General features: G+C 57.3%; 28 protein-coding genes and 1 other RNA gene. 20 read left to right on the forward strand and 9 right to left on the reverse strand.

Annotated features, from left to right (window positions below):
• Window positions 1-310 precede the first annotated feature (310 nt).
• From ACQQ2Q_RS06565 to dnaJ, 5 genes are all read left to right on the forward strand, one after another.
• Complete coding sequence (locus ACQQ2Q_RS06565; RefSeq protein ID WP_428186211.1) at window positions 311-769, forward strand: YbaK/EbsC family protein; 459 nt, start codon at window positions 311-313, stop codon at window positions 767-769.
• A 211-nt stretch (window positions 770-980) separates the two neighbouring features.
• Entirely contained in the window at window positions 981-3,176 is a 2,196-nt protein-coding gene (locus ACQQ2Q_RS06570) for a transglycosylase domain-containing protein (RefSeq protein ID WP_428186212.1), read from the forward strand.
• A gap of 318 nt (window positions 3,177-3,494) precedes the next feature.
• Complete coding sequence (gene dnaK / locus ACQQ2Q_RS06575; RefSeq protein ID WP_428186213.1) at window positions 3,495-5,408, forward strand: molecular chaperone DnaK; 1,914 nt, start codon at window positions 3,495-3,497, stop codon at window positions 5,406-5,408.
• On the forward strand, window positions 5,408-5,875 hold the full coding sequence (locus ACQQ2Q_RS06580; protein WP_428186214.1) for a hypothetical protein: 468 nt from the start codon (window positions 5,408-5,410) through the stop codon (window positions 5,873-5,875). The genes dnaK and ACQQ2Q_RS06580 overlap by 1 nt, the downstream gene beginning before the upstream one ends.
• A 6-nt stretch (window positions 5,876-5,881) precedes the next feature.
• Window positions 5,882-7,045, forward strand: coding sequence for a molecular chaperone DnaJ (gene dnaJ / locus ACQQ2Q_RS06585; RefSeq protein ID WP_428186215.1), 1,164 nt, complete (start codon window positions 5,882-5,884; stop codon window positions 7,043-7,045).
• A 78-nt stretch (window positions 7,046-7,123) separates the two neighbouring features.
• Here dnaJ and ACQQ2Q_RS06590 read toward each other — a convergent pair whose 3' ends face one another.
• Both ACQQ2Q_RS06590 and ACQQ2Q_RS06595 read right to left on the reverse strand, forming a co-directional pair.
• Window positions 7,124-7,333: a SlyX family protein gene (locus ACQQ2Q_RS06590; RefSeq protein WP_428186216.1), complete on the reverse strand. Its 210-nt coding sequence runs from the start codon at window positions 7,331-7,333 to the stop codon at window positions 7,124-7,126.
• Window positions 7,334-7,350: 17 nt separating this feature from the next.
• A complete protein-coding gene (locus ACQQ2Q_RS06595; RefSeq protein ID WP_428186217.1) occupies window positions 7,351-7,641 on the reverse strand; it encodes a hypothetical protein in 291 nt (96 codons plus the stop codon).
• A gap of 181 nt (window positions 7,642-7,822) precedes the next feature.
• Between ACQQ2Q_RS06595 and recF the strand changes: the two genes are divergently transcribed.
• Genes recF through ACQQ2Q_RS06610 form a run of 3 tightly spaced genes read left to right on the forward strand, consistent with a single transcriptional unit; the run spans window position 7,823 to window position 10,226 of the window.
• Window positions 7,823-8,950: a DNA replication/repair protein RecF gene (recF, locus tag ACQQ2Q_RS06600; RefSeq protein WP_428186218.1), complete on the forward strand. Its 1,128-nt coding sequence runs from the start codon at window positions 7,823-7,825 to the stop codon at window positions 8,948-8,950.
• A 44-nt stretch (window positions 8,951-8,994) separates the two neighbouring features.
• The gene (locus ACQQ2Q_RS06605; RefSeq protein WP_428186499.1) at window positions 8,995-9,753 is read left to right on the forward strand and encodes a molybdopterin-synthase adenylyltransferase MoeB; all 759 of its coding nucleotides are present in this window, start codon (window positions 8,995-8,997) and stop codon (window positions 9,751-9,753) included.
• On the forward strand, window positions 9,753-10,226 hold the full coding sequence (locus ACQQ2Q_RS06610) for a GNAT family N-acetyltransferase (RefSeq protein ID WP_428186500.1): 474 nt from the start codon (window positions 9,753-9,755) through the stop codon (window positions 10,224-10,226). The genes ACQQ2Q_RS06605 and ACQQ2Q_RS06610 overlap by 1 nt, the downstream gene beginning before the upstream one ends.
• Window positions 10,227-10,229: 3 nt before the next feature.
• Here the strand turns inward: ACQQ2Q_RS06610 and ACQQ2Q_RS06615 are convergent, their stop codons facing one another.
• On the reverse strand, window positions 10,230-11,234 hold the full coding sequence (locus ACQQ2Q_RS06615) for a 2-hydroxyacid dehydrogenase (RefSeq protein WP_428186219.1): 1,005 nt from the start codon (window positions 11,232-11,234) through the stop codon (window positions 10,230-10,232).
• Window positions 11,235-11,424: 190 nt separating this feature from the next.
• Between ACQQ2Q_RS06615 and ACQQ2Q_RS06620 the strand changes: the two genes are divergently transcribed.
• Window positions 11,425-11,967 carry an SH3 domain-containing protein gene (locus ACQQ2Q_RS06620; RefSeq protein ID WP_428186220.1) on the forward strand — a complete coding sequence of 181 codons (543 nt, stop codon included), beginning with the start codon at window positions 11,425-11,427 and terminating at the stop codon, window positions 11,965-11,967.
• Here the strand turns inward: ACQQ2Q_RS06620 and ACQQ2Q_RS06625 are convergent.
• Window positions 11,960-12,952 (reverse strand): adenosine kinase, encoded by a 993-nt coding sequence (locus ACQQ2Q_RS06625; RefSeq protein ID WP_428186221.1) that lies wholly within the window; start codon window positions 12,950-12,952, stop codon window positions 11,960-11,962. The two genes, ACQQ2Q_RS06620 and ACQQ2Q_RS06625, sit on opposite strands and share 8 nt — an antisense overlap.
• 352 nt (window positions 12,953-13,304) lie before the next feature.
• Here ACQQ2Q_RS06625 and ACQQ2Q_RS06630 point away from each other — a divergent pair, with 352 nt between their 5' ends.
• A complete protein-coding gene (locus tag ACQQ2Q_RS06630; RefSeq protein WP_428186222.1) occupies window positions 13,305-14,249 on the forward strand; it encodes an AEC family transporter in 945 nt (314 codons plus the stop codon).
• A gap of 66 nt (window positions 14,250-14,315) precedes the next feature.
• On the opposite strand, the gene ACQQ2Q_RS06635 is transcribed toward ACQQ2Q_RS06630, so the two are convergent.
• Window positions 14,316-14,876, reverse strand: a complete 561-nt coding sequence (locus tag ACQQ2Q_RS06635; protein ID WP_428186223.1) for a c-type cytochrome — start codon at window positions 14,874-14,876, stop codon at window positions 14,316-14,318.
• A 154-nt stretch (window positions 14,877-15,030) separates the two neighbouring features.
• Between ACQQ2Q_RS06635 and ACQQ2Q_RS06640 the strand changes: the two genes are divergently transcribed.
• A complete protein-coding gene (locus tag ACQQ2Q_RS06640; protein ID WP_428186224.1) occupies window positions 15,031-15,786 on the forward strand; it encodes a 3-deoxy-manno-octulosonate cytidylyltransferase in 756 nt (251 codons plus the stop codon).
• A gap of 13 nt (window positions 15,787-15,799) precedes the next feature.
• Window positions 15,800-16,654 carry a prephenate dehydratase gene (locus tag ACQQ2Q_RS06645; RefSeq protein ID WP_428186225.1) on the forward strand — a complete coding sequence of 285 codons (855 nt, stop codon included), beginning with the start codon at window positions 15,800-15,802 and terminating at the stop codon, window positions 16,652-16,654.
• Here ACQQ2Q_RS06645 and nudC read toward each other — a convergent pair.
• Together nudC and ACQQ2Q_RS06655 are read right to left on the reverse strand one after the other, a co-directional pair.
• Window positions 16,651-17,613, reverse strand: a complete 963-nt coding sequence (gene nudC, locus ACQQ2Q_RS06650; protein ID WP_428186226.1) for an NAD(+) diphosphatase — start codon at window positions 17,611-17,613, stop codon at window positions 16,651-16,653. The two genes, ACQQ2Q_RS06645 and nudC, sit on opposite strands and share 4 nt — an antisense overlap.
• Window positions 17,610-18,059, reverse strand: coding sequence for an HIT domain-containing protein (locus ACQQ2Q_RS06655; protein ID WP_428186227.1), 450 nt, complete (start codon window positions 18,057-18,059; stop codon window positions 17,610-17,612). Before ACQQ2Q_RS06655 ends, nudC begins: the two co-directional genes overlap by 4 nt.
• Window positions 18,060-18,118: 59 nt before the next feature.
• On the opposite strand from ACQQ2Q_RS06655, the gene ffs reads away from it, so the two are divergent.
• The 4 genes from ffs to ACQQ2Q_RS06675 all read left to right on the forward strand — a co-directional run bounded on the left by ffs (window position 18,119) and on the right by ACQQ2Q_RS06675 (window position 21,166).
• Window positions 18,119-18,215, forward strand: an RNA gene (ffs, locus tag ACQQ2Q_RS06660) — signal recognition particle sRNA small type.
• 79 nt (window positions 18,216-18,294) lie between these two features.
• A complete protein-coding gene (locus ACQQ2Q_RS06665) occupies window positions 18,295-20,166 on the forward strand; it encodes a DNA polymerase III subunit gamma/tau (protein WP_428186228.1) in 1,872 nt (623 codons plus the stop codon).
• A gap of 37 nt (window positions 20,167-20,203) precedes the next feature.
• Complete coding sequence (locus tag ACQQ2Q_RS06670) at window positions 20,204-20,527, forward strand: YbaB/EbfC family nucleoid-associated protein (RefSeq protein ID WP_428186229.1); 324 nt, start codon at window positions 20,204-20,206, stop codon at window positions 20,525-20,527.
• Between the two features lie 24 nt (window positions 20,528-20,551).
• A complete protein-coding gene (locus ACQQ2Q_RS06675; RefSeq protein ID WP_428186230.1) occupies window positions 20,552-21,166 on the forward strand; it encodes a LysE family translocator in 615 nt (204 codons plus the stop codon).
• A gap of 18 nt (window positions 21,167-21,184) precedes the next feature.
• Here the strand turns inward: ACQQ2Q_RS06675 and ACQQ2Q_RS06680 are convergent, their stop codons facing one another.
• The gene (locus tag ACQQ2Q_RS06680) at window positions 21,185-21,793 is read right to left on the reverse strand and encodes an MOSC domain-containing protein (protein WP_428186231.1); all 609 of its coding nucleotides are present in this window, start codon (window positions 21,791-21,793) and stop codon (window positions 21,185-21,187) included.
• Window positions 21,794-21,850: 57 nt separating this feature from the next.
• Between ACQQ2Q_RS06680 and recR the strand changes: the two genes are divergently transcribed.
• Genes recR through ACQQ2Q_RS06695 form a run of 3 tightly spaced genes read left to right on the forward strand, consistent with a single transcriptional unit; the run spans window position 21,851 to window position 24,277 of the window.
• Entirely contained in the window at window positions 21,851-22,456 is a 606-nt protein-coding gene (gene recR / locus ACQQ2Q_RS06685) for a recombination mediator RecR (protein WP_428186232.1), read from the forward strand.
• Between the two features lie 17 nt (window positions 22,457-22,473).
• Window positions 22,474-23,028: a hypothetical protein gene (locus ACQQ2Q_RS06690; RefSeq protein WP_428186233.1), complete on the forward strand. Its 555-nt coding sequence runs from the start codon at window positions 22,474-22,476 to the stop codon at window positions 23,026-23,028.
• Window positions 23,029-23,065: 37 nt separating this feature from the next.
• Window positions 23,066-24,277: a lytic murein transglycosylase gene (locus ACQQ2Q_RS06695; RefSeq protein WP_428186501.1), complete on the forward strand. Its 1,212-nt coding sequence runs from the start codon at window positions 23,066-23,068 to the stop codon at window positions 24,275-24,277.
• A gap of 9 nt (window positions 24,278-24,286) precedes the next feature.
• Here the strand turns inward: ACQQ2Q_RS06695 and ACQQ2Q_RS06700 are convergent, their stop codons facing one another.
• On the reverse strand, window positions 24,287-25,915 hold the full coding sequence (locus ACQQ2Q_RS06700) for an MFS transporter (RefSeq protein ID WP_428186234.1): 1,629 nt from the start codon (window positions 25,913-25,915) through the stop codon (window positions 24,287-24,289).
• A 288-nt stretch (window positions 25,916-26,203) separates the two neighbouring features.
• Here ACQQ2Q_RS06700 and rimP point away from each other — a divergent pair, with 288 nt between their 5' ends.
• Window positions 26,204-26,803: a ribosome maturation factor RimP gene (rimP, locus tag ACQQ2Q_RS06705; protein WP_428186235.1), complete on the forward strand. Its 600-nt coding sequence runs from the start codon at window positions 26,204-26,206 to the stop codon at window positions 26,801-26,803.
• Window positions 26,804-26,823: the final 20 nt, after the last annotated feature.

Here is a 26,823-nt window from a genome sequence, read left to right on the forward strand (position 1 = left end):
TTTCCTCCGTTCATTCAACGACCTGCCAGTACATCCGTGGTCAGACCCGCGATGAACGCTGTAATGCTTCCAGACAGTTCCTGTGGCCGGTCGGCCTTCAATTCCCTATCTGACGTCTTCATGTTGCCGCGATGTGATTAACAAATCGTTATTCACTGAAACGCTCTTGCAACATTACGTGACGATCCTGGAAACCCAGGGAGCATCGCAATAGGCATGAGGTGGTTATTCCCGGCCCCAATTTCAAGACGCAAGACGATCTGCGGGGTTTGGGCTTGCTCAAAGAGGTTCCATTTTTTACAAAACTTGCATGAGCCTTGATTCCGTAAAAGCGTTCTTTGCTGACCGCGCGCCCGACATTGTAATCATCGAGACAGAAGCCAGTTCGGCGACCGTTGCTGAGGCAGCAGATGCCCATGGCGTTGAGCCTGACCAGATCGCAAAGACGATCTGCGTACGCGTTGGCGATCAGGCCATGCTTGTTGTCACGGCAGGCATGAGACGGCTGGACAACAGGAAATTCAAAGATCAGTTCGCAGCAAAGCCCCGAATGCTGGGCGCAGAAGACGTTGCGTCACTGACCGGTCATCCTGTCGGTGGCGTGTGCCCTTTCGGGTTGGCGACGGTATTGCCAATCTATTGCGACACATCGTTGAAGGCTTATGGCGAGGTGGTACCAGCGGCCGGCTCCACAAATTCGGCGATCCGTATTTCGCCCGAAAGAATGGCGGAACTGGTCGGGGCTACCTGGGTCGATGTCTGCAACTGAGACAGCACCAACCCGCAAGACAATCACAAGGCGCGTTGAAAATCGCGCACGGCTGCGCCTGAAAACCACTCGGTTAACCCAGGTTTAACGTCCCCTTAAATCGCCGCAATTAAAGTTCACCTCAAATTCGAGGCTTTCGGGTCTCGGCGAACTTCCCATCGAGACGCTGCGTCACGCGGCGATTATCCTCAAGGAGCAAGATCCGCTCGCAATGGCTGGCAAACGCAATCCAAGACAACGCATCGAACCCACCCTTGATGGACGCCGCAGCAGCAGCGACTTGAGGCTGGATGCCAGTGACCGTGTGGCAGGGAATGGTTCTTCGAAACAGAAGACCACGAAGTCGTCCCGATCCGGTTCCAAACCTCGCAAGGGCAAAGCAAAGGGCGGGCGTCGGCACTCTTCGGGTGGCATCTTCGGGTTGTTCAAGCGGCTGGCCTACTGGTGCGTGGTTCTGGGTATTTGGGGCGGTATCGGCGTTGCCGGTATTCTTGTCTATTATGGCGCGCGCATGCCAAGCGCCAGCACTTGGTCTATTCCCGACCGGCCGCCCAACATCAAGATCGTGTCCGTGGACGGGGCCGTGATTGCCAATCGCGGCATCACCGGCGGCGAAGCGGTTTCGCTTGACGAGATGTCTCCCTTCATTCCGGAAGCGGTTGTGGCGATCGAAGACCGACGGTTCTACTCTCATTTCGGCATAGATCCGCTGGGGCTCGCTCGTGCGATCGTCACTAATCTTGTGACCGGGCACACGGTTCAGGGCGGATCGACGATTACGCAACAGCTGGCAAAAAACCTTTTTCTGTCGCCTGAGCGGACCATCGAGCGAAAAGTGCAGGAAGTGCTGCTCGCCTTCTGGCTGGAGCACAAGTTCTCCAAGGATCAGATATTGGCGATGTATCTGAACCGAGTCTATTTCGGCTCTAATGCCTATGGCGTCGAGGCGGCATCCCGGCGATATTTCAACAAGTCTGCACGAGACGTAAACCTTGGCGAAGCGGCTCTTCTCGCCGGACTTTTAAAGGCGCCTTCAAGGCTTTCGCCGGCGCGTGATCCGAAGGCTGCGGAGGAGCGTGCGCAGGTGGTGCTGGGGACCATGCGCGAAGTCGGCTTCATCACTGAAAGTGAAGTGAAGACCGCGATGTCGCAAAAACCGACCAAGGCGCGAAGCTACTGGTCAGGTGCCGGGCAATATGTTGCCGACATGGTCATGAGTGACGTCAAAAACCTGATCGGCACGGTCAATCAGGACCTCGTGGTTCAGACGACCATCGACATGACTCTCGAAAAGAAGGCCGAAGAGGCGATCGCCGACAGTCTCGCCAAGGATGGCAAGAAATTCCGCGCAGGACAGGCCGCACTTGTCTCAGTCGACGGGACAGGCGCCATTCGCGCACTGGTCGGAGGACGAGATTATGCGACCAGCCAGTTCAATCGTGCCGTGACCGCCAAGCGTCAGCCCGGCTCCTCCTTCAAGCCCTTCGTCTATGCTGCTGCAATGGAAATCGGCGATACGCCGGAATCGGTGCGCAACGATGCGCCGGTGAAAATCGGAAACTGGACACCGGAAAACTACGAGAAGAATTACCGTGGACCGGTAACGCTTTCCTATGCGTTGACGCATTCGCTGAACACGATTGCAGCTCAACTGGTGATGGAGGTTGGACCGCAGCGCGTGGTCAAGCTCGCACACCGCTTGGGCATCGAGTCGGATCTTCAGGCCAATGCCTCGATCGCGCTTGGAACGTCTGAAGTGTCACTTGTCGAGCTGACATCGGCCTATGCGCCCTTCATGAATGGGGGGTACAAGGCAACGCCCCATGTGATCAAGAGCATCACCACGACCGCTGGCAAGACGCTCTACGAGACAGATTACGCCAATCCTCCCCGCGTTCTCAGCGGTACTGTTGTGAACGAGATGAACAGCATGCTGACGCGGGTCCTCACGGAAGGAACCGGAAAAAATGCGCGGCTGTCGGGCTGGCAGGCAGCGGGCAAGACCGGCACGACGCAATCTTTCAGAGATGCACTTTTTGTAGGTTATACCAGCAACCTCACCACCGGCGTTTGGTTCGGCAATGACGACGGTACGTCGATGAAGAAAGTGACTGGCGGAGGACTGCCGGCGAAGGCCTGGCACGAATTCATGACCGCAGCGCATTCGGGTCTGAGATCCGTGCCGCTTAGCGGAGGTGGCGAACCCGAAGAGCCTGCGTCCATCAGCCAGATCATTTCCGAGGTCTTTACGGGCAAAGACAGCTTCCCCAACGCTCCGGCAACAATTGGCACAGACGGGCGCAAGACCGGTACGACCGGCCCGGTTCCACCGGGAGATATCGGCACCCAACCCACACCTTCAGCGCCGCGAAAAACGACACTTCTCGATCTGATTATGGGAGGTTAAGGTCACCCTCTGCCCGCTGCAGAGGGGGGAATCCGGTTTGGTGGCATGCCTTGGGCAAGGCTATCGCTCCATAACGCCCGGCGCCGGAGCGCTCGGGGAAGCGAGCATGCAACCGTTGACGGAACACGATCGAGCCGCAATATCTTATTTTTACTGGATAACGCCGGATTTGAAGACTTGCAGTCGGAAAATTCGCTTCTTATATACGCCGCATACAGAGCAGTCACGACTGCACAACCCTAACGGCAATCCACGTCAAGGGGCTGTCTATGAATGCCTCAACCGGGTTCCGACAGTCTGCTTCAAGGAGAGAATGACATGGCTAAAGTAATCGGTATCGACCTTGGAACGACAAATTCCTGCGTCGCTGTCATGGATGGTAAAGACGCGAAGGTCATCGAAAATTCCGAAGGCGCACGTACCACGCCTTCAATGGTCGCCTTCACTGACGATGGCGAGCGCCTCGTTGGCCAGCCGGCCAAGCGCCAGGCGGTTACCAACCCCACCAATACCCTCTTCGCAGTCAAGCGCCTGATTGGCCGCCGCTACGAAGATCCGACCGTCGAAAAGGACAAGGGTCTCGTACCTTTTGATATCGTTCGCGGTGACAATGGCGATGCCTGGGTCGAAGCGCAGGGCAAGGGTTATTCCCCGGCTCAGATTTCGGCCATGATCCTTCAAAAGATGAAGGAAACTGCTGAATCCTATCTCGGTGAAAAGGTCGAAAAGGCCGTCATCACCGTTCCCGCATACTTCAACGATGCCCAGCGTCAGGCCACCAAGGATGCCGGTCGTATTGCAGGCCTTGAAGTTCTGCGCATCATCAACGAACCAACGGCTGCCGCTCTGGCTTACGGCCTCGACAAGAAGGACGGCAAGACCATCGCCGTTTACGACTTGGGCGGCGGTACCTTCGATATCTCGGTTCTTGAAATCGGCGATGGCGTCTTCGAAGTGAAGTCGACCAACGGCGACACCTTCCTCGGTGGTGAAGACTTTGACATGCGTCTGGTCGAATACCTTGCAGCCGAGTTCAAGAAGGATCAGGGCATCGACCTCAAGGGTGACAAGCTTGCTCTGCAGCGCCTCAAGGAAGCATCCGAGAAGGCCAAGATCGAACTGTCCTCCTCGCAGCAAACCGAAATCAACCTTCCGTTCATCACCGCTGATGCTTCCGGTCCGAAGCACCTGACCATGAAGCTGACGCGCTCGAAGTTCGAAACGCTGGTTGACGATCTGGTCCAGCGCACCGTTGCACCTTGCAAGGCAGCTCTCAAGGACGCTGGCGTGTCGGCTTCCGAAATCGATGAAGTCGTGCTCGTCGGCGGCATGAGCCGCATGCCGAAGGTACAGGAAGTCGTCAAGCAGTTGTTCGGCAAGGAACCGCACAAGGGTGTAAACCCTGACGAAGTGGTTGCCATGGGCGCGGCCATTCAGGGCGGCGTTCTTCAGGGAGACGTCAAGGATGTTCTTCTGCTCGACGTGACCCCGCTGTCGCTCGGCATCGAAACGCTCGGTGGCGTCTTCACCCGCCTGATCGATCGCAACACGACGATCCCGACCAAGAAGTCGCAGACGTTCTCGACTGCCGAAGACAACCAGAATGCCGTCACCATCCGCGTCAGCCAAGGCGAACGCGAAATGGCTCAGGACAACAAGTTGCTCGGCCAGTTCGACCTTGTCGGCCTTCCGCCTTCACCACGCGGCATTCCGCAGATTGAAGTGACCTTCGATATCGATGCCAACGGCATTGTTCAGGTTTCGGCCAAGGACAAGGGCACCGGCAAGGAACAGCAGATCCGTATCCAGGCCTCAGGTGGCCTGTCGGATGCCGACATCGAGAAGATGGTCAAGGATGCCGAATCGCACGCCGATGAGGATAAAAAGCGTCGCGCAGCGGTTGAAGCCAAGAACAATGCCGAGAGCCTGATCCATTCCACGGAAAAGTCGTTGAGCGAGTATGGCGACAAGGTTTCCGCAGAAGACAAGAAGGCGATCGAGGACGGCGTTGCTGCTCTGAAGACTGCAATCGAAGCTTCCGAACCGGATGCAGACGACATTCAGGCCAAGACCCAGTCTCTCATGGAGGTTTCCATGAAGCTTGGTCAGGCCATCTACGAGGCACAGCAGGCTGAAGGCGGCGAAAGCGCTTCGGAAGCCAGTGCCGAGGATGATGTCGTTGACGCCGACTATGAAGAGGTAAAGGACGAAGACACGAAGAAGTCTGCCTGATGAAAGGGCGACTGTTTCGCACAGTTCTGAAACGGCTGGCCCTAGGGCCAGCCGTGTTCGTGCTGGCCTATGGCTTTGGTGCCAGTGCCCAGACGGGCAAGGACGAAGATGTCTATCGGAAGGTTGCGAGCGAAGAAGCGCGTGTCCTGATGGCCCTCAAGGCCAGTGACGGCGCAGCACTCAAGCGCTCAGTCGGTGCGCTGGGCAAGCTCATTGACAGCGCCATGGCGCGTCGGGAGCGTGGCGAGACGGTCACGGCCTGCGATATGTCAGCACATTCTCTTGCATTTGTAGCGGTGTCCACACTGGAAGGCCTTGCACACGGCAAACAGGAGCGCCAGTTACTTCTTGGCGACGCCAAATCCGCAGCTGAGGATTTCCGCAAGGACATGCAGGCTTGTGAAAAATTGACCGGCCACAAGATTGGCAGCCACGCGAGTGTGGGGAAAGCTTTGAGAGCTTTATAAAAAACCATGGCAAAAGCAGATTTTTACGAGACCCTCGGGGTTGGCAAGACGGCGGATGAAAAGGAACTGAAAAGTGCCTTCCGCAAACTTGCCATGAAATTCCATCCGGACAAGAACCCGGACGATACCGAGGCGGAAAAGAAGTTCAAGGAAATCAACGAAGCCTATGAAACGCTGAAGGACCCGCAGAAGCGGGCTGCCTATGATCGCTTCGGCCATGCCGCCTTCGAGCAAGGCGGAATGGGCGGCGGTGGCGGCGGCTTCCAGGGCGGCGGCTTTGGCGGCGGTGGTGGTTTCTCCGACATCTTCGAAGATATCTTTGGCGAGATGATGGGCGGCGGCCGCGGCGGCGGTCAACGGGGTCGGGCGAGCGGTGGACGCGAACGTGGCGCTGACCTTCGCTACAATATGGAAATTTCGCTGGAAGAATCCTTCACCGGCAAGACAGCGCAGATCCGGGTTCCAACCTCAATCACCTGTGACGTCTGTTCAGGTTCAGGCGCCAAACCCGGCACACAGCCGACTACCTGTGGCACCTGCCAGGGATCGGGCCGCGTACGCGCAGCGCAAGGCTTTTTCTCGATCGAACGCACCTGCCCGACCTGCCACGGTCGCGGCCAGACGATTTCCGATCCGTGCACCAAGTGTCATGGTCAGGGCCGCGTCACCGAAGAGCGCTCGCTTTCGGTCAACATTCCGGCCGGCATCGACGATGGGACACGTATTCGTCTGCAAGGCGAAGGCGAGGCAGGTCTTCGAGGCGGCCCGGCAGGCGATCTCTACATCTTCCTGTCGGTGAGACCACATGAGTTCTTCCAGCGTGATGGTGCAGACCTTTATTGCTCCGTGCCTATTTCGATGACGACGGCAGCCCTTGGTGGCACCTTCGATGTTGTCACACTCGACGGAACCAAGTCCCGTGTGACGGTTCCCGACGGCACCCAAGCCGGAAAGCAGTTCCGTCTGAAGGGCAAGGGAATGCCGATCTTGCGGTCCGCGCAGACTGGTGATCTCTATGTGCAGATCCGGATTGAAACACCGCAGAAGCTGAACAAGAAACAGCGCGAATTGCTGCAGGAATTCGAGCAGCTTTCATCCAAGGAGAATAATCCGGAATCGACCGGCTTCTTCTCCCGGATGAAGGATTTCTTCGACACGCTCAGCGAATAATCAAGTCATATGTAAGAAAGCGCCTTTCGGGGCGCTTTTTTGTGCCGAGTTCTGTCTTCACCACCGCTACCCTGTCGATCAATAGTGGGGGGGCCTTGTATCGGCAGGCGCGTCGATGACCTGCTCCTCGATCGACAGGAAGCGTTCCGTGAGTCGGTCGAGTTTCGCTCTGGTCTGCTCGACCACTTTCCACTGCTCGGCCAGCTGATCTGACAATTCCTCAATAACGCGACCCTGATGCGCCACCGTTTCCTCAAGCCGTGTGATCGGGTTGTCTTGCTCGTCCATACTGTCTTTCCCAGCGTTTAACGCTGCTTCTTTTTCCTGTAGGGCATCAACATGATCGCCGAACCGGTCACGGCTGCTGCAAAGGTGAGTGCTAATGGTCCAGCAATCATGATGACCGGCAGAGCCGGATTGGACACCCGTCGCAGATGGGTTTGCAGACCGCCCAGATCGAGAAGGATCAGCGCGACAGCGACACCCAGACCCAGCACCGCGCCGAATGCTGCATTAAGAGCGAGAAACCGCAACATCTGCCAGTGATCAAGTCTTGCCTCTTCGGGCGTCAGCTCATCCTCGTGCATACTGCCCATAAGCCAATTCCCAGCGGGTGATGACTCACATTCTATATCGGGGAACGCATGTGGCACAATCTCAAATCAAGCCTACCGGGCGCACACAAGTCGCCCGGCAATCCATGAATTGGATCAGGGGTAAACTTGCTTTTACCTGCCAATCGGCCTAGCTCATGGACATTACCAATTGCAGAGCCTCATGACGCACAAGGTCCATATTCGCCGTCTGAAACTCACTGACTTTCGTAACTACGTGCACGCCTCTCTGGCGCTCGATGCGCGTCATGTTGTGCTGACCGGCTCCAACGGATCGGGAAAGACGAACCTGATGGAAGCGGTGTCCTTTCTGTCACCGGGACGCGGGCTGAGACGCGCGGTTCTTGCTGATGTCGCCCGTGTGGGGGCGCCGGGCGGATTTTCTGTCTTTGCGGAAATTGAAGGCATGGACGGCTCGGTCGAACTCGGGACAGGCACAGAGAGTGGTGAAGAAGGTCAGGTTCGCCGATTGCGGATCAATGGAACCCCGACCAAGTCCAATGACGAACTAACGGATCACCTGCGTGTGTTATGGCTAACACCTGCGATGGACGGCCTTTTCACGGGGCCTTCGTCGGACCGGCGACGATTTCTCGACCGGCTGGTTTTATCCTTGGACCCGGCCCATGGGCGCCGGGCGAGTGACTTCGAGCGCGCCATGCGCAGCCGAAACAGGCTTTTGACCGAAGGCCGATACGATCCCACCTGGATATCTGGAATCGAACGACAGATGGCATCGCTCGGAATTGCCATGGCCGTTGCCCGACAAGAGATGCTCGGGCTGCTAACGGGCCTGATTACCCAGCATGATGATGACGCAGATGATTTTCCCTCAGCCGAACTCACCGTAAGCGGATTTCTGGATGGCGAGCTGGATCAACCGGCCATCGATCTTGAAGACCGCTATTTCGACATGCTGGCCGATGGACGTTTTCGCGATGCGGCCGCAGGGCGGACACTCGATGGGCCACATCGCGCCGACTTGTTAATCCGCCACTGCGAAAAGAACATGGAGGCTGCGCGTTGTTCGACGGGCGAACAAAAGGCGCTGCTGGTCGGGCTAATCCTCGCCCATGCACGGCTTGTCGCGAACCTGACCGGGCATGCGCCGATATTGCTTCTGGACGAGATCGCCGCCCATCTGGACGAGGCGCGGCGCGCAATGTTGTTCGACCGCATAGATGCGATCGGTGGGCAGGCCATCATGACGGGTACGGATCAAAGCATGTTTTCTGCACTTGGCGACCGCGCTCACTTCGTGACAGTCAGCGATGGGACATTATCTGTCTGATAAAGCCTTCACGCACAGCCTCAAAGAATGTCAGAATGAGCGGTATGGATCCTTTAAGCCCAGACGAAATCGAGCGCTACAAGCGTCACATCCTGCTGCCAGAGATCGGCGGAACAGGACAACAGAAGCTGAAAGCTGCCCGCGTTCTGATGGTCGGAGCTGGCGGGCTTGGATCTCCGGCGCTTCAGTATATGGCGGCGGCTGGCATCGGCACTATCGGCATTGTTGATGACGACGGTGTATCGCTATCCAACTTGCAGCGGCAGGTCATTCACGACACTGGCACCATCGGGGATGCCAAGACTGCGAGTGCAAGGGCAGCCCTTATGCGGCTCAATCCCGAGATCCGTGTTGTTACCTACGATGATCGTTTCACCTTGCAGTTGGCCCCATCGATCATCGGCGGCTACGACCTGCTGGTGGACGGCTCTGACAATTTCGAGACGCGTTACGTGGCTGCCGACGTTGCCGAGGCTGCACATATTCCGTTGGTGAGCGGCGCTGTCGGGCGGTTCGATGGTTCGCTGACGGTGCTCAAGCCGTACGAGCAGGACTGCGAGGGGAACCATAATCCGCGCTACAGCGATCTCTTCCCAGAACCGCCGCCGGAAGGACTTGTGCCGTCCTGCGCGGAGGCCGGCGTTATCGGTGCGCTGACTGGCGTTATCGGCACGCTGATGGCCATGGAGGTCATCAAGCTTCTGACAGGCACAGGCGCGCCGCTGGTTGGCAAGCTTCTGCTTTACGACGCGCTATCAGCGCGCTTCGACACAATTCGATACAAACGGCGGAAGACGATATGATCACCATTGTTGCGATCGACCCGGAATTCGATCGCTGGCAGGAATTGCTCAATCTCATTCTCTCGTCATTTGCCTATATGAACGGGAAGATCGAGCCACCCTCGTCTGCGTTGACGCTTACCGTGCAGAGCCTTCAGCAGATGGCCAAGGACGAGATCGGTTTTGTCGCATTGGACGGCGAAAGCATTGTCGGTTGCATATTCTGCCGGGAGGAGCGGCCTGACACGATCTATGTCGGCAAGCTCGCCGTTTCGCCCGATGTGCAAGGCAAGGGCATAGGCAGAGCTTTGTTGGCAAAGGCGGAGAGCCGTGCCAAACGTATGGGCTGCAAGCAGCTACGGCTGCACACACGTATCGAACTGATCAACAACCACGCGGCTTTTGGGGCCTGGGGTTTTGAGAAGACAGCCGAGCGAAGCCACCATGGGTTCGATCGCGTGACTTATATCGAGATGCGGAAGACGCTGGCCTGACGATCAGCTGCGACCAGGAAGCACCCTGTTGGGCGGCCGATGACCGTCGAAATACGTACGAATATTGATGATCACCTTGTCACCCATGTCGATACGGCCTTCGATCGTCGCTGAGCCCATATGCGGCAGCAGCACGACCTTGCCCTGTTCTGCCAGCTTCAACAGCTTCGGATTGATGGCCGGCTCATTTTCAAACACATCGAGACCGGCACCGGCGATCTTGTTTTCTTTCAGGCACTGGATCAGGGCATTCTCATCGATGATTCCGCCGCGGGCCGTGTTGACGATATAGCTGTTGGGCTGCATCAGCGCGAGACGCCGTGCAGACAACAGATGATAGGTGGCAGGCGTGGATGGGCAATTGACCGATACGATGTCGACCCGCGCCAGCATCTGGTCGAGACTATCCCAATAAGTTGCCTCCAACTCATCCTCGGTCGCTGGGCTTACCTTGTTTCGGTTGTGGTAGTGAATGGAAAGGCCGAATGCCTTGGCCCTCTTGGCAACCGCCGTGCCGATCCGTCCCATGCCGACGATACCAATGCGCTTTCCCCAAATCCTGTGTCCCAGCATCCAGGTTGGTGTCCAGCCAGCCCATTTTCCGGCGTCGTCGGTCAGTATCTGTGACCCCTCGGCCAGTCGCCGGGGGACAGAGAGAATCAGCGCCATGGTCATGTCGGCGGTGTCTTCGGTCAAGACATTGGGTGTGTTGGTGACCGTGATACCTTTGCGGGCAGCGGCATCGACGTCGATATGGTCATATCCGTTGGAGAAACTTGCGATCAGTTTCAGATCCGGGCCTGCCTGCTCGATCAACGCGGCGTCGATGCGGTCTGTCACCGTCGGCACCAGAACATCAGCCGTCTTCATCGCCGCGACCAGTTCCGGCTGCGTGCGCGGCTTATCCTCAATGTTGAGTTCAGCATCGAACAACTCGCGCATGCGCGTTTCCACCGCATCCGGCAACTTCCGGGTGATGTAAACCTTCGGCTTTTTCCTGGTCGTCATACGGATTTAAGGCCTTGTTCAGAAGTCGTTAACCAAAGCAGGCGATAATTCGCCTATCGAGCCATTTTCTACCAAACCCGTCGGCGAAGACAAACAAAACTCGCATGCGGCGACAGGATTTCCCTACCGCGCTGCAGCATTCGCCGATCGTGGAAGTAGCCTTTCCCTTCTTGAATCAAGCGGGTTCGTCATGCGTAAACACTTCATCGAATTCGTTTCCAGCCTCACCATAGCGGCCCTTCTTTTGCTCGCCGCATCGCTGCCAACAGCAGCGCAATCGACCTCGAAAGGCCCAAGCGGGCTTCCTTTGCCCCGCTTTGTCAGCCTTAAAGCGGCGCGCGTCAATTTGCGTGTCGGCCCGGGTACCGACTATGCCGTGTCATGGCTCTACCTAAAATCCGGCCTGCCCGTCGAAATTATCCAGGAATATGAAAATTGGCGTCGCGTACGCGATGCCGATGGAACCGAAGGCTGGGTCAGCCAGAGCCTGCTTTCAGGCGAGCGAACAGCGGTGGCCGCCCCCTGGATGCGGGGCAATACAGACGATGTGTTCGTCAATATGCGGCGCGATTCGCTGGATACAGCGGCAATCATCGCCAAGCTGCAGCCAGGCGTGATCATGAAGCTCGACGAGTGCACCGGCAACTGGTGCCGCGCCGAAACCGGTGAAATCGAGGGATGGGTGGCGCAAAGAGAAATCTGGGGCGCCTATCCCGGAGAAGCGTTCAGATAAGACCTGCGTCCTTGGCGGCCTGCGGCAACGATGTCGAAGGCCGAGGGCCGATTTGCTGGATCACAACGCCAGCTGCGAGACAGCCAAACTTGCCGCAATCCTCGAGTGATCGTCCTTGCGTATAGGCATAGAGGAAGCCAGAGGCGAACAGGTCTCCGGCGCCGGTGGTATCCACCAACTCCACGATTTTCGTCGCTTTGACATAGATGCGTTCGTCACCTTTCACGATGACGGCACCCTTTTCACTCATGGTGACGGCTGCGATCTTGCAGTCGTCGGCAATCTTGTCGAGTGCCGCCTCGAAATCCTCGGTCTCGTAGAGCGCCAGAACCTCCTGGGTATTGGCAAAGACGATGTCGATGGTTCCTGAGCGCATCAACTCGAGAAATTCATCGCGATACCGCTGCACACAAAAGCTGTCGGACAATGTCATGGACATTTCGCGACCGTGTTCGTGAGCGATACGCGCGCAATCGATGATGGCCTGCTTTGCAAGCGGTGGATCCCAGAGATAGCCTTCGAAATAGGTGACCTTCGCTTCCGCGACCACATCTGCTTCAACGTCTTCCGGTCCAAACTCAACGCAGGCGCCGAGATAGGTGTTCATGGATCGCTCACCGTCCGGCGTCACAAAGATCATGCTGCGCGCCGTCGGCGGAAATGTGCCGTTTGCCTTTGTCTTGTAATAGACGCCCTGCGCTCGGATATCATGCGCGAAGATCTCGCCAAGCTGGTCTTCGGCGACCTTGCCGAAATAGGCAGCCTTGCCGCCCAGATTGGCAATGCCGGCTGCCGTGTTGCCAGCGCTTCCGCCGGATGCTTCCACGGCTGGCCCCATCTTGGCATACAGTGCCTCGGCGCGCTCGGCATCGATCAGGTTCATTGCAGCCTTGACGATCCCGTTGTCACTCAGAAAATTGTCATCGCAACGGGAAATAATATCGACGATCGCATTGCCGATGGTGAGGACGTCGTATTTGCTCATGAAACCTTGATCTCCGCGTTTGCGATTGTCTGACCTCTCATAACGTTTTTTCCGTGCATTTAAAGCGTTGCGGCGTTTTTTGAGACGAATGCCCTGATGTCATGCAGTTGTAACCTTGGCGCGCTATTCGAAAACCACGCGAATATGGCTTCACCAATTCTGAAGCCTTCGCGCACCAGTCGCATGATGCGGCTACGGCTTCGAGATCCACGGTCGACCACGGATGTACTGGCGACCGGACGATCTGCGAAGCCGAGGCCGTTCGAACGGCGTCAACATCGGCGAGATTGCAAGAACGCTCACTGAGCGGTAAGACCTTGGTTTTTCCTCTCCGCCGCCAAGGCCGGACTTCATGTACACAATTGCAATCAATGTCACGCCCATCTTCCTGCTCATCCTTCTCGGATGGGGACTCGTCCGAACAAATTTCCTGAAAGACCATATCGGAGACGCGCTCGGCGAATTCGTTTTCAAGGTTGCGGTCCCGATATTGCTGTTCAAGACGATATCGAGCGCCGATTTCCACGGCGTCTCACCGTTCCGTCTGTGGGCGGTCTATTTCGCCGGCGTCGCCATCACCTGGTCAACCGGACATATTATCGCCACGCGCTTTTTCGGACGAGATGCGCGTGCTGGCGTGCTGGCGGGTGTTTCCAGTGCGTTTGCTAACAATGTTTTCATCGGCTTGCCGCTCGTCAGCCGAATTGTCGGCCCCGACGGGGTCGTTGCTCTGTCCATCCTGCTTGCCATTCACCTGCCGCTGATGATGGTCACGGGCACCGTTCTGATGGAAAATGCCGACCGCACGGTGAGCGGACATGCCTCCCGAAGCTTTCCCCTTCTTCTACAACAGATCGCATTCAATCTCCTTCGCAACCCGTTGGTCATCGGCCTTGCTGCAGGCCTTGCAGTTCACTTTGTCGGTTTGCCGCTGCCCCATGTCATCGACACGGTTCTCGAACAGATTGCCGGCATTGCAGCGCCGGCAGCCCTTATCTCTCTTGGCATGGCGCTCAACAAATACGGGATTTCCGGAAATATTGGCCTGGCCAGCGTCATTTCAGGGCTGAAACTTTTCCTGCTGCCAGCCTGCGTATGGGGCGCATCGCATTTGCTTGGGCTCAGCCCTGATCAGACTGCGGCCATGGTGCTGACGTCTGCGGTGCCAACCGGCATCAATGCCTGGCTTATAGCCAACCGGTTTGGCGTCGGTCATGGCCTCACCGCTTCAACGATTACCATCACCACCGTTGTCGGTGTTGCCACAGTGTCCTTCTGGACCTGGCTGATACTCTGACGGAAAATGAAAAATGCCCGACGCGATGCCGGGCATATTTAAAAGAACACGCTTTTAAGAAGGCGATCAGTTCGTTGCTGGCGGCTCAGGAAGCGCAACCGGCGAATCAGACAGGCTGCGAAGGTAGGCAATCAGGTCGGCGCGTTCGCTGTCTTTCTTCAATCCGCCAAAGCCCATGGCAGTACCGGAGATGAGTTTCTTCGGCGCAATCAGAAAGTGGTTCAGGTTTTCGAAGGTCCAGGTGACCGAACCGCCCTGTGAGAAGTCCTGCATTGCAGACGAATAGCTGAAGCCCTCATGCGAGGCGATCGGGCGCTCGACGACACCCCAAAGGTTCGGACCGACCTTGTTTGGGCCACCCTTGGTGGCGTCATGACAGCTCGCACACTTCTTAAATACGCTTTCACCACGACCGGCATCGGCGCTTGCCAGAAGAACGGCGATCGGCGTCTCTTCGACAGCAGCCGGTGCACCGGCACCATCGCTCGGTTCCGCAGCGGCGATGGCAAAACCTGCCGTTTCCGGAGCTTCCGAATGAAAGATCCCCTCTGACAGGATAGATACAGACATCAGAACGAAGACAGTGCCCAGCAGCGCCCCAACGCCCATGTTCACGTATGAATTCATATGGAAACGCTCCCCATTGCAGCCGGCGAAGATCTAGCCGGACGATCTTGAAATCGGGCGGAACCTATGTCTTTTGCTTGACAGTTGCAACACGATTGTGGTCCCGACACTGAGACCTTTTGCCACTTTTCTACCAACATTTGAAGGACCGGCGATGCATAAATTGAATTCGGCCAAAACATTGGTGCTTATCCCGGCCCGCATGGCATCCACGCGACTGCCAGGCAAGCCGCTTGCGGATATTTGCGGCATGCCGATGATCGTTCAGGTCGCGCATCGCGCTGCGGAAGCAGATGTTGGGCGAATCGTTGTGGCGGCCGACGACCAGCGCATCTGTGACGCTGTTCGGCAGGCAGGCTTCGAAGCCGTAATGACACGCAATGACCACCAATCCGGTTCGGACCGCATTTTCGAGGCTTTGCAGGCAATTGACCCTGATCGTCACGCCGAAACGGTTATCAATGTGCAGGGCGATCTACCCACAATTGAAGCCGATGCCATTCGCGCTGCCGTACGTCCACTCGACAATGCGGAAACAGATATCGCCACATTGACGGTGGAGATTACCGAAGAGAGTGAAAAGACCAACCCCAATGTGGTGAAGGTGGTGGGTTCCCCCATTTCGGACACGCGTCTCAAGGCACTCTACTTTACACGCGCCACTGCGCCCCATGGTAAAGGTCCCCTCTTTCACCATATTGGACTTTATGCCTATCGCCGTTCCGCGCTGGAGAAATTCGTGTCTCTTTCGCCATCTGTGCTTGAACGACGCGAATCACTCGAGCAGTTGCGAGCTCTGGAAGCCGGCATGCGGATCGATGCAGAAATCATTCGCTCCATTCCGCTCGGCGTCGATACTGCTGAAGACCTGGAAAAGGCACGGCGCGTTCTAGGCACACAAGCCCAATAACGGAAAACCCCACATGACCAGCAAGACGAACAGAATTGCCTTTCAAGGCGAATATGGTGCAAACTCAGACATGGCTTGCAGAGACATGTTTCCCGATATGGAGCCCCTGCCCTGCCCCACTTTCGAGGACGCCTTCGTCGCCGTTGAGAACGGGGATGCCGATCTGGCCATGATCCCGATCGAAAACACCATCGCAGGCCGCGTTGCTGATATCCACTATCTGTTGCCGGAGTCCAAGCTGCATATCGTCGGCGAATATTTCATGCCGATCCGCTTTCAGTTGATGGTTTTGCCGGGCGTTGGCCGTGACGAGATCGAGACCGTTCACAGCCATATTCATGCGCTCGGCCAGTGCCGCAAAATCATTCGTTCGAATGGCTGGAAACCGGTCGTCGCCGGCGATACTGCGGGGGCCGCCAAACTGGTGGCAGAGATCGGTGACCGCTCGATGGGGGCGCTTGCGCCGCGCCTTGCCGCTGACCTCTATGGCCTCGACATCATCGCCGAGAATGTCGAGGATACAGAGAACAACGTGACGCGCTTTGTTGTTCTTTCACCGAAAGAACAGGCTCGCACGAGAACCCATGCAGACGAATTGTTCGTGACGACATTTGTATTCAACGTGCGCAACATTCCTGCGGCGCTCTATAAAGCCATGGGGGGCTTTGCTACCAACGGCATCAACATGACGAAGCTTGAAAGCTACCAGATTGGCGGAAAGTTCATTGCGACACAGTTCTATGCCGACATCCAGGGCCATCCGGACGACCTTCCGGTCAAGCGTGCGCTCGAGGAGTTGCGCTTCTTTTCCGAGAAGGTGCACATCCTTGGCGTCTATCCGGGCCACCCCATGCGCAAGAGCCTCTAAGAAGCGCTCCATTCCAGCCAGTCGCGCATCAACCGGTGCGCGATTGCCCCCTTTGGTGGAGCAGACTTTCCTTCTCCGATAGCGCGCGCAAGCATTGCCTCCGTTTCGCTTCGGGTAAACCAGCGACAATCTTCCAGTTCATTGCCGTCGAAGTTGATGTCCGTGCTTTCCGCTCGGCCATAGCAGCCGATCATCAGGGAATGAGGCATGGGCCAGGGTTGCGACGCATGGTAGCGCACGGTTCCGACCGGGATACCAGCTTCCTCCAGTGTCTCGCGGCGTACTGCATTTTCGATTGTCTCGCCGGGCTCTACGAAACCGGCAAGGCAGGAATACATGCCTTCGGCGAAATGCGGGCTGCGGCCCAGCAGGCATCGATCAGCGTCTTCATCAATGACCAACATGATCGCCACGGGATCCGTGCGCGGAAACATCAGGTGACCGCAAGCGCTACAACTGCGCCGATAGCCCGCCAATTGCGAAACCGTTGGCGAACCGCATTTGCCGCAAAACCGGTTGGTTGCATTCCAGTGGAGCAGGGAAAAGCCCTGGGCTGCTTCGCTCACCAGTCCGTCATCCAGTAATGCATCACGATAAAGGGAGCGTGCGCCGATGGCTTTGTAGAGTTCGGGCAGTGTCTCGGGATCGATGCCGACCGGAACCGCAAGCCTCGGCTCACCGCTTGCCAGGTAACCAAGAAGAACCGCGTTATCGGGATCCGGATCGAGTGACGTTAGTTCGTAAGGTGCGAAAAGCGGATCAAGTATCTGTCGGTCATGCTTGAGGATCAGTTTGTCGCCGGCAAAGGCCAGTGCGTGCACCCCATCAAATTTGAAGGCCTCTTCAAGGGAATTCTCGTCGCGAAGTTCGGACCTTGTTTCCAGGGCGTTCTGGGCAAAGGCCGTCAGGCTGCTGGCCTCTGGGTGAGGTGCGTCGGTATCGAATATGGATTTCATCATCGGTGAAGCGCTTTTAGGAACCTGTTTTTGAATTCGTCTTCCTGATCTGACGCATAGGGTTCCGCAGTTCCAAATCCCCAGACCGGCCCGGGCCAGTTAGCGTCGCCTTCAGTGCGGGCGATCACGTGTATATGTAGCTGACGAACGATATTTCCAATCGCCGCGACATTAATCTTCGTGGCCGAAGTGGTCTCTTTCATGGCGGCAGCCACGGTCATCTGCTCGAATGTGAGGACGGCTTGATCCAGTGGCGTGAGCTCGAACAACTCGGTGATGCCCTTCCTCTGCGGCACCAGAATTACCCAGGGCCAGCGGCAATCATCCATCAGTCTAGCCTGGCATAGCTCAAGCGTCACAAGCGGCTTGCTGTCACGCAGCAACCTTTCATCCATTTCAAACGACCTTGATGGCATCGGCGGCATTCCCTTAAAGCATTTTTTTCTCATAGCAGTTTTTTGACGCCTTGGCTTGCATTTGAGAACGTTATTGACGATATGTGCTGTCGGGAGGTTGGTGGTGGACGAGCCACTCGCCAACCGGGTCAGGTCCGGAAGGAAGCAGCCCTAACGAGCCCGGCACGGGTCATCGTGCCAGCCTCCCACCTTTTCTTTCGGAATGCCGGTGTATTGCGCCGGCGATTATGCCCGGAACCACAGGGCGGACGAGGATGCCGGCAGCTTCATGAGCGAAATCGAGCCGACAGCGCCGAACAAGAGTTCCGTATCCAGCGGTTACCGCGTCCTTGCCCGCAAATATCGCCCAAAGGATTTCTCAGATCTGATGGTCGGCCAGGAGCCGATGGTCAGAACACTGACCAATGCGTTCGAGACAGGACGTATTGCGCAAGCCTATATGCTGACCGGCGTTCGCGGTGTGGGCAAGACGACAACGGCCAGAATTCTGGCGCGGGCGCTCAATTATAAAACCGATGAAATCGACAAGCCGACGATCGATCTGAGAATCCCCGGCGAACATTGCCAGGCGATCATGGAAGGCCGCCATGTCGACGTCATCGAGATGGATGCTGCCTCGCATACCGGTATCGACGATATTCGTGAGATCATCGAGCAGGTGCGCTATCGCCCTGTATCGGCGCGCTACAAAGTCTACATCATCGACGAGGTTCACATGCTGTCGACACAGGCTTTCAACGGCCTGCTGAAGACGCTTGAAGAACCACCGGAGCATGTGAAGTTCATTTTCGCGACGACCGAAATTCGCAAAGTGCCGATTACGGTCCTCTCACGTTGCCAGCGGTTCGACCTTCGCCGAATATCCGCAGCCGATCTGGTTGGCCTGTTCTCGACGATCTCCTCCAAGGAGGGGATCGACGTCGAGGACGAAGCACTGGCCATGATTGCCCGTGCAGCAGAGGGTTCGGCCCGCGACGGTCTGTCCCTGCTCGATCAGGCCATTGCCCATGGCGGCGGATCGGTTCAGGCCGATGCAGTGCGCGGCATGCTGGGCCTTGCCGACCGTGCGCGCATTGTCGATCTTTTTCATCACATCATTACCGGCGACGCGGCGGCAGCGCTGGAAGAATTTGCGGGTCAATATGAAGCCGGTGCCAACCCAACCGTGGTGCTGACAGATCTTGCCGATTTCACCCATCTGGTGACGCGCCTCAAATATATCCCGACTGCCGCACAGGATCCTTCGCTGAGCGAAGTGGAGCGTGTACGCGGCATCGAGTTTGCCGAAGGCGTTGCCATCACGACGCTGTCGCGTATGTGGCAGATGCTGCTGAAGGGCATTACCGAGGCTGAAAATTCCGCGCGGCCGGCCGGCGCGGCCGAGATGGTGATCATTCGTCTGGCGCATGCGGCAAACCTGCCGTCGCCCGAAGATGCTGCACGTCGACTTGCCGAAATTTCGTCCGATAGCGGTGCCAGCGCACCGCAACGTCCGAGCGGAAACGGCAATGGCGGCGGACAGCAGATGATGCGGACGCAAGCCGTCGGCCAATCGTCGGGCGGCTATGCTGGGCAACCTTCCGGTGGCGCGACAGTCGCGAGACTTCAGGCGGTTCCATCAAGTCCCGAGACGCGTCCATTAGAGGCGATACGTCCCGACACCCGTCCGGCCGCAGAACCCGTCATGAGCGTGCCTATCAATTCGCTTGAGGACATATCCGAGCTTTGCTCGAAAAATCGCGACCCCAAATTGCGTGCGCTGGTTCGCGGCTATGTCCGGCTGGTTCGACTGGAACCAGGCAAGCTGGAGATCAATCTGCCGCCGGAAGCTCCTGCATCTCTGGCCAATGATCTGCAGCGCCGTCTGGAAGAATGGACCTCCATTCGCTGGATGGTCATGCTGAGCAAATCCGAAGGCCAGCCAACGCTTTCACAGGTTGAGGCCTCGCGGCGCGAAGCGCAGTTCCAGGACGCACGACAGGATCCCGACGTCATTGCCATTCTTTCGCGCTTTCCTGGTGCAAAGGTCACCGATGTTCGCATCCGGGCTGCCGAGTTGGAAGAGGAAACTATCGTTGCGCCCGCTGTGGTGGAATCCGACGAGGGCGATATCCTGCCGGGCGACGACATCGAATTCTAGCATCAGTATCCGATAACAGGACAAGGGAGATTGAGCCATGCGCGACATCATGGGCATGATGGGCAAGGTCAAGGAAATGCAAGCGAAGATGGAGAAGATGCAGGCGGAAATCGCCGAGCTCGAAGTCGTAGGCAAATCCGGTGGTGGCCTCGTCACCGTCACGATGACCGGCAAGGGAGAGTTGAAGGGCCTGAAGATCGATCCATCGCTCTTCAAGGAAGATGACGTCGAAATTCTCGAAGACCTGATCGTGGCTGCCCACAAGGATGCCAAGGACAAGGCCGAAGCCGTAACGGCAGAAAAGACCAAGGAAGTGACAGCCGGCCTACCCATTCCTCCAGGCATGAAGCTGCCGTTCTGATCGCCCGCATCGTGGGGGTAAGACATGACACTGGCATCGCTGCTGATCTTCGCAGGTGCTCTTGTTGTTGCTGCGGGCTCACCGGGCCCCAGCATTGCAGCCCTGGTGGCGCGCGTGCTTTCCCATGGCTACCGTGATGTCCTGCCGTTTATAATTGCCATGTGGATCGGGGAGGCAATCTGGCTTTCGTTTGCGGTTGCCGGTCTTTCGTCCGTTGCCGAGCGCTTCCATCTGCTTTTTGTCGGCATCAAATGGGCAGGCGTTGCCTATCTTCTGTTTCTGGCATGGAAGATGTGGAATGCGCCCGTCCACTCCGCAGAAGAAATCTTGCCGGATACCCATTCGCCGCGGCGACTGTTTCTCGCCGGGATGTCGGTTACACTCGGCAACCCGAAGATCATGCTGTTTTACGTGGCCCTGCTGCCGACACTCGTGGACCTTGCCCATGTCAGCTTTGTCGGCTGGATAGAACTGACGCTGACGATGGTGATCGTTCTTGCCGTGGTTGACCTCAGTTGGGTGTTCCTCGCCGCCAAGGCGCGGTTGTTGCTGAAAAGCACGCCGGCAATGCGGATCGCCAATCGAACGAGTGCTGGACTGATGGCCGGAGCGGCAGCGGCCATTGCCGCGCGAAACTGATCGAGCTATCTGTCAGCCTCAGGCAATCAGAGCCTTGATCTTGTAATGAACCGGGGCCGCCAGATAGCGCGCCCTCGCCTCGCCTTCTAACTTACGGCCGAAATTGACCATGAGTTCTGGCAAGCCGATCCGGTCTCCGCTGTAGGGCTGGAGCGACACTTCCATTCCGCTTTCCACAAAGCCGCCTGCAATGACCCGACAATAGGCTCCGGGGCGCGCTGCCTTGCTGTAGAGTCTGGCAAATGTCTTGTCGCCCATGCGCGCCGCAAATGTATTGCAGGGTATGCGTGCGGACGTGACCTCAAGAATGATATCGCCGATCTGGAACCGGTCACCGGCGGCCAGATCGCGATTGTCGACACCGTCAATCACCAGGTTCTCGCCGAAGATGCCGGGCGGCATTTCTCGCCCCAATTCCGTTGCCCACCAGGCCATCGTCTCGCCGCCTTCAAGATAGATAGCCTGATCGACACCGCCATGGTGCTTGCGATTGCAGATGGCGTCTCCGACGAGTCCTTCGGAATCCACCATCACAGGACCACCGATGGGAGACTTGTCTATTCCCGTCTTGTAGTTGAGGCCTGACAGGCGCTGGGCATGCCCCATACAGACGGCGGTGATTTTCATAAGGATCTCTTTCTTTCGACGATTCCGTTTGTCGATGATATCGGCTAGAAGCAGGCAATGGCAAAGCGAGTCACCGGTCCCGAAATTGAAAAACTCATCCAGCTTCTGGCAAAAGTGCCGGGGCTCGGCCCACGCTCGGCGCGACGGGCTGCCCTGCACCTTATCAAGAAGAAAGACCAATTGATGGGGCCACTCGCCTCGGCAATGGGCGAGGCTTTCGACAAGGTCAAGATCTGCTCGCGTTGCGGCAATGTCGATACATCCGATCCCTGCACAGTCTGCACGGATGAGCGACGCGAGCAATCGACTATCATCGTCGTGGAGGATGTCTCCGATCTCTGGGCACTGGAGCGCGCCAGCGCCATGAATGTCGCCTATCATGTGCTTGGCGGAACGCTGTCCCCGCTGGATGGCGTGGGACCGGAAGATCTGAATATCCGGGGATTGATCAATCGGGTATCCGAAGGCGGGGTCAAGGAAGTTATCATCGCCGTCAATGCCACGGTCGAGGGACAGACTACAGCGCATTATATCACCGATCATCTGGCCGAAATGGATGTGAAAATTACCCGTCTTGCGCATGGTGTGCCTGTTGGCGGCGAGCTCGATTATCTTGACGAGGGAACGCTTTCGGCGGCCTTGCGGGCCAGGACGGCAATCTGACCGAACCGGAGGAGCGCATGGCCTCGATTGCATGCCTTGGCTGGGGTTCGCTCATCTGGAGCCCGCGTGAACTGCCCATCCGTCGGCAATGGTTTGCCGATGGTCCTCTGATCCAGGTGGAGTTCGCCCGCAAGGCAAAGGACGGACGTTTGACATTGGCTTTGACGGAAACGGATTTCCGGGTTCGCTCTCTCTTCGCCATGATGGAAAACGGAAACGATCTGGACGCCGCCTGTGACGCCCTGCGCAAAAGGGAAGGTATTCCCGCCGCGCTCGGACAACAGCATATCGGGCGCTGGTCACAAGGGGACGCCGCTCCACTCTATATCGAGCATCTGCCGCAATGGGCTGAGGCGCGCGGCTTTGACCACATCATCTGGACGGGTTTGCCGCCCGGACTTGAACCACCCGGACCGAAACCCGGTCTGGACGATATCTTCGCCTATCTCGACGGGCTGACAGGAGAAACGCGCGATGTTGCAGAAAACTATATCCGCAGGGCACCTCGCCAGACTGATACGGACTACAGGCGCGCGATTGAAGCGCGATATGGGTGGCTGCCGCTCGACTAGCCGCTCGCTTTTGCTCGGCGGCATCGCGGCAATAGCGATGCTTTCGGCGATAACGCCATCGATCGCTAATGCGGCCTCCAAGGCGGAGGTCGAGAGCCAGTTTCGCACCTGGCTTCAGCAGGACCTTTGGCCGTCTGCGCAAGCGTCCGGCATCTCCCGCACAACCTTCGACAAGGCCACCAAGAGCCTGGCGCTGGATTGGGATCTTCCCGATCTCGTTCCGCCCGGCAGTGCGGCGCCCAAAGCGCGCAAACAAAGTCAGGCGGAGTTTTCCTCGCCGGGTGCCTATTTTTCCGAAAAGCGCCTGCAAGGTCTCGCTGCAGCCGGACGGTCGCTTGCCTCGCAACACGCTTCGACCTTGCGCAAGATCGAAGCGACCTATGGGGTTCCAGCGGGCATCATAGTTGCGATCTGGGGTCGTGAGTCCGGATTTGGCCGTGCCAAGCTCCCTCATCCAGCGCTTGAAGTTCTGGCAACGAAGGCCTTCATGTCGACGCGCAAGGACATGTTTCGCCAGGAATTGATCTCTGCTCTGCATATTGTCGGCGGCGGCGATATGGCGGCAGAAAACATGATGGGGTCGTGGGCGGGTGCATTGGGACAGCCGCAATTCATGCCGTCGAGTTACCTTAAATATGCCGTGGACTTCGATGGAGACGGCAAGCGCGATATCTGGCGCTCGGTGCCGGACAGTCTTGCCTCCATCGCCAACTATCTTTCCAAGAGCGGTTGGCAAAAGGGCCGGGACTGGGGTTTCGAAGTCAGCATACCCGATCATGTCACCTGCGCGCAGGAAGGACCTGACAGGGCCAAGCCGATATCTGGATGGGCGGCAACGGGAATCTCTCGCGTGTCAGGAAAGCCATTTCCATCGCATGAGATGAATTCACCCGGCATGATGCTCGTGCCAGCCGGGACAGACGGCCCGGAATTCGTTGTCACGCCGAATTTCTATGTGATCAAGGAATATAACAATTCCGATCTCTATGCGCTTTTCATCGGCAATCTGGCTGACCGTATCACCTATGGATCAGGATCGTTTTCTGGGCGGTGGGGCGATGTCGGAAAAATGTTGCGATCCGATGTGTTGGCTATGCAGAAGGCGCTTGTGGCCAAGGGTTATGATGTGGGCACGGTGGACGGCCTTGCAGGTTACAAGACACGGCGATCGCTGGGGGAATGGCAGGCAAAGGCCGGCCTGAAGCCCACATGCTTTCCCGATGCGTCGCTGAAATCCAAGCTGAAATAAACCTGGACGTCAGCGCGGTTCGATATGAACCTGGTGAAAGACGTCATTGGCGCGGGGAATGGCCTGACGCTCGATCATGCGGTGCACGCGCGGTTTTTCAGGCCCGCTGTGCAAGGCAAGCAACCTGTCTGTCGTATCGGCATCGGCCTTGGTGCGCCTCTGGTTATGCCTCACATATTCCACCCAGGTAGCCGTGTGATAGGACTCGGTCCAGATATCCGGATTTTCCAGATCGCGCATCAGGGTCCAGTTGCGTGCACCGTCGCGAAGGCGGATGCGCCGCCGTTCCACCATCAACCGCAGAAATTCAGGCAGATCCACATCGCGAATTTCATAGTCGATCTGCACGACGACGGGTCCGCTGCGCGGTCGAAGATCAAGACGAAGGGCAGGTTCGTTGAACCTGTTGAGAGGATCGAGATCCAGCGTTGCAAACGCCGGCATGGCGAGCCAGAAGCCGACGGCTACACCAACCATGAGCACGATTGCCGATATCGACAGCGCTTCTGTCACACCATGATTTTCCGCAACCACGCCCCAGATCCAGCTTCCCAGTGCCATGCCGCCAAATGTGGCTGTCTGATAAAGGGAAAGCGCCCGGCCAACGACCCAGCGCGGGGTGGAGAGCTGGACTACGGTGTTGAAGAGCGAAAGCGACAGCACCCAGCAACCGCCAGCCAATACCAAGGCTGGCGCCACCTGCCAGAAATGGGTGCTGACACCGCACACAGCCGCCGCAACCGCAAAGCCTGCAAAGGAACAACGGACGATCTGCTCGCTCGAGAGATATTCTCGAAGACGACCGTTGGACAAGGCGCCGATGATCGCCCCGACGCCAAACGCGCCAAGCAGACCACCGAAGACAAGCGGGCCGCCATTCAGGTTATCTTTCGCGACGATGGGCAAGAGCGACAATATTGATACGGCGGCAAAGCCGAACAGAAAGCCCCGGAACATCACCTTCATCAGATTGGGCGACATCGAAACGTAACGCAGTCCGGCCGCGATTGCCTGACCGAGGCTTTCCCGGGGCAACTGGCTTACGGGATATTCCGGCTTCCAGCGGAATATCGCAAAGATCATCGCGATATAGCTGACAGCGTTTACGGCAAAGGCTGCGGCAACGCCGGCCACCGCAACAATGAAGCCGCCGATTGCCGGACCGACGCTGCGGGTAATATTATAGCCGACACTATTCAGCGACACTGCTGCTGGCACATCCTCCTTGCCGACAATATCGCCGACCGACGCCTGCCAGGACGGATTGTTCATGGCCGTTCCACATCCGATCAGGAATGTGAACGCCAATAGAAGCCAGGGCGTCATGTGACCCAGAAAGGCAAAGATCGCCAACAATGCCGATACAATCAGAAGGAAAAGCTGGCTCAACAACAAAACCCGCCGCCGGTTGAACCCGTCAGCGACCGCGCCCGCGATCAGCGAAAAGAACATGATCGGGGCTGTGTTCGACGCCTGAACCAGGGCCACCATGTCCTTTGACGAGGAGATGGAGGTCATCATCCAGGCAGCGCCGACGTCCTGTATGAGTGCCCCAAAATTCGAGGTGATGCTGGCGAGCCATATGGTGAGAAACACATGATTGCCCAAAGGCGCCAAGGGAGATCGTCTATCTGGCACGGCTTTTCCCGACGAAGCGATTCAATATGTTTCAGATATACGACGATCGAAGCGGCTGCGCCTATAGCATTTCGATCAAAAACACCGGCAGCTGCCGGTCGTTTTTCCAGCGCGACTTCCGCGACCACTCTCGATTTCAGGGCGGTCCCGAAAACCTTGCATTTCATTTAAGCGTGGCGTATAAGCCCGATAAATTCTTGATCGCCAGATGAAGAGTGGGCCGCGAGGACCCGCTCTTTTTTATTTGGCGAACAGACTGAGCGGGCTTCTGGCCCAGGAGGAATACGATTGTCTGACGAAACCCCTGCACGTGGCGAGCCACGGCTGATCGTCGAAACCGGACTTGACAGGCGCATCGCTGAAATCATCGAGCCTGTGGTCGTTGGAATGGGCTTCAAGCTCGTTCGCGCGCGACTGATGAATCAGAACGGCCTTACACTTCAGGTGATGGCGGAACGTGAAGACGGAACGATGACCGTCGAGGACTGCGAAGAATTGTCTATGGCAATTTCTCCCGTTCTTGATGTCGACGATCCGGTCGACAAGGCATATCATCTGGAAGTGTCCTCGCCGGGCATCGACAGGCCCATGGTCCGTGTGTCTGACTTCAGGCGCTGGCAGGGTCACATCGTCAAGTGTGAAACGTCGATCATGGTGGACAACCGCAAGCGGTTTCGCGGCAAGATTGCCGATGTCGACAGTGACGGCTTCACCCTAGAACGCGACCAGGCAGCTTACGGCGAAGAACCACGGGTCAGCATCCCATTTTCCGCACTCGCGGAAGCGAAGCTGATCCTGACCGACGATCTCATTCGCGACGCATTGAAGGCAGACAAGCTTGCCCGTGCGCAGGCCGCCAATCAGAACGGCGAAGAAGACACCGAATAACGGAACAGCAACCACCGAGG

It is taken from the genome of Agrobacterium sp. ES01, from assembly GCF_050320885.1.
Classification (GTDB): domain Bacteria; phylum Pseudomonadota; class Alphaproteobacteria; order Rhizobiales; family Rhizobiaceae; genus Allorhizobium.